1 protein-coding gene is annotated in these 2,342 nt (G+C 45.5%); it reads right to left on the reverse strand.

The window, feature by feature from the left end; translation table 11 throughout:
- Positions 1-879: 879 nt before the first annotated feature.
- Positions 880-2,163, reverse strand: coding sequence for an IS110 family transposase (locus M4I42_RS16610; RefSeq protein WP_268853156.1), 1,284 nt, complete (start codon positions 2,161-2,163; stop codon positions 880-882).
- Positions 2,164-2,342: the final 179 nt, after the last annotated feature.

Genomic DNA, 2,342 nt, shown 5'->3' on the forward strand with positions numbered 1-2,342 from the left:
AGAAACGCATTTTGTTTTCCTCGATTCGCATAGGTTTGCACATCAACCCCGAAGTCATACAACTGGATCACGATCTCGTCCTCCCCCTCCGAAACAATTCACTAAAAATTTAGCATACTATTTCAGAAAAGGGGAGAAGTATATCCCGAAGGAATTTGCAAAAAAGAAGGCGTTTTATTCGGGGATAAAATGATAATTTACAACATGTCGCCACTATAAAAAGTGACAGCTAATAGCTATATAGCCTTTAAACGCTTCAGAATGGCTCACATTGCATCTTTCTATCACCCCTACCTTTGACCCCTTGGAACGAAAAAAAACGGCTGTAAAAGCCGTCTGTGTACTCGTTATTTATCTTTCTCGCTATCCTTAAGATAGATTTTTACTGTTATTTTTTTGGTTGTTTTTCCATGTAATAATAAGCGAATCCTGCGCTTACTAAACCAACTATTCCAAGTACACTCACGATTATTTGTATCATATATCCACCTCCCTCTAGAAATGTTGATATATCAAGGTTTCTTGGCATCTTAGGGGTGCCAAAAAAATATTTTTCGACAAAACTCATCACATACTTTTGCATTTTTGTTGATATCTAACAATCCGTGGTGCGCTTCGCGGTCACTGGATATTTTTGTATTTTTATATACCAGTGGGGGGATGTGTATGCGATGCACCTTGGATCTCTGCATTGCTGATGAGGACGACCCCTCCCATGTCTCTGGGCATCCGTGTGCCAACATTCCTTCGTTCGGTCTCTTCACCAAGCAGAGGCCGGCTAAGCTCTTTTAGGGACTCGAGGTCGAATGGTGAAAATCGTGCCAGCTTCTCCGTGTCATCTGGTTGTTTAGACAGTTTTCCTTGTCAAAGGAGGCGGCTCTAGGCTGCCTGTGCTTGAGTGGAGGAGAAGATATCTTGCATCATTCGTTCCTCATCAAATGCTTGTTGCTTCACACAAACCGCGTATAGAATTTTCAATAGCTTGCCACATAACACGACGATGGATTGTTTCTTACGCAACGGGTTGACAGGACGTGTCGTATAGTACTCGTGTAAGGCACGAAACGCCTTGTTATGGCGAATGAGTGGGATCATCACCCGAAAGAGAAGGGTGCGTAGCCGTCTTCGCCCTCGCTTCGAGATTCGTTTTTGTCCCTTGTGTTGTCCCGACGAGTTTTCTTTCAACGTCAAGCCCGCTAATTTGATCAATTGACGCGGATCTTGATACTGGTGAAAACTCCCGATTTCCGACAACAACTCCACAATCGTCGCATCGCCTAACCCTGGAATCGTTTGAAGCCATTCGTACTCCACCATCGTTTGTGCAAGGGCAACTAACTCTTCCGTCAACGCTGCGATCTCTTGTTCCAATTGGCGATACCGGCGGACCAACGTGGCGATTTCGATACGGGCCATCTGTTGTCCTTGGGTGATGCCAATCGAATGGCGAGAGACCTCTACCAGCTTTTGAATTTTCGGTTTTTGCGGACATTGGAGTCCTTCGCTTTGACGGTATCGCTCCATGAGCCCTTCGACCGTCTGATCGGCGATGTCCATCGGAAATGGCGTGTGTTCTAAGACCGCCAACGCGATTTTTCCGAATGACGGAAACACCTGCACAAACTCAGGGAAGTACCGATCCAGCCAACGAATCATTTGATTGAGGACGGCATTCCGTTCCTTGATTAGCGATGCTCGAAACGTGGTTCCTGCCCGTAATTCCGCCTTCACCTCGTGGAGAATGCGGGGATAGCTAAAGCGTCCGTCTTTGACGAGCCTTGCGATGACGAGGGCGTCTTTGGCATCGTGCTTCGTTGGCAAGTTATCGTCCAGTTCTTTCGACCGTTTGACGTGCATCGGGTTGACCATGACCAACGGGATCCCTTTTTCCTCGAGAAAATGAGCAAGGTTCAACCAGTAATGTCCGGTCGGTTCGATTCCGACGATCACTTCCGTTTTGCCAAATTCCCTCATCGCCTCTTGAATCAACGCATAAAACTGCTCGAATCCGGCTCTCGACTGGAGCACTGGAATCCTCTTCTTGAGTTCTCTTCCCCGCGCGTCCACCATCGCCGCGAAATGTTTTTGCTTGGCAATATCCATTCCAATCACTAATGTTTGATCCGTGACTTGTTCAATTTTGCGATTTTGTGTACAATTCATAGTGAGTCCTCCTTGGTTGGATGATAGGTGTTTGTTGGTACCCCTGCATCATACCAAGAGGGCTTTTTTCTTTCAAGTCCCCCAAAACCTTTCTAACAGGAATGCTCTTAATTTTTTATAACAAAATAATACTACCACATATTGCTAAATTACGCATCTATATGGTATATTAAATACAA

The sequence above is a fragment of the Anoxybacillus sp. J5B_2022 genome, assembly GCF_026847645.1.
Classification (GTDB): Bacteria; Bacillota; Bacilli; order Bacillales; family Anoxybacillaceae; genus Anoxybacteroides.

Excerpts from the sequence above, each read along its gene's own strand:
- M4I42_RS16610 (WP_268853156.1), bottom strand. The coding sequence starts at position 2,163 with ATGAATTGTACACAAAATCGCAAAATTGAACAAGTCACGGATCAAACA.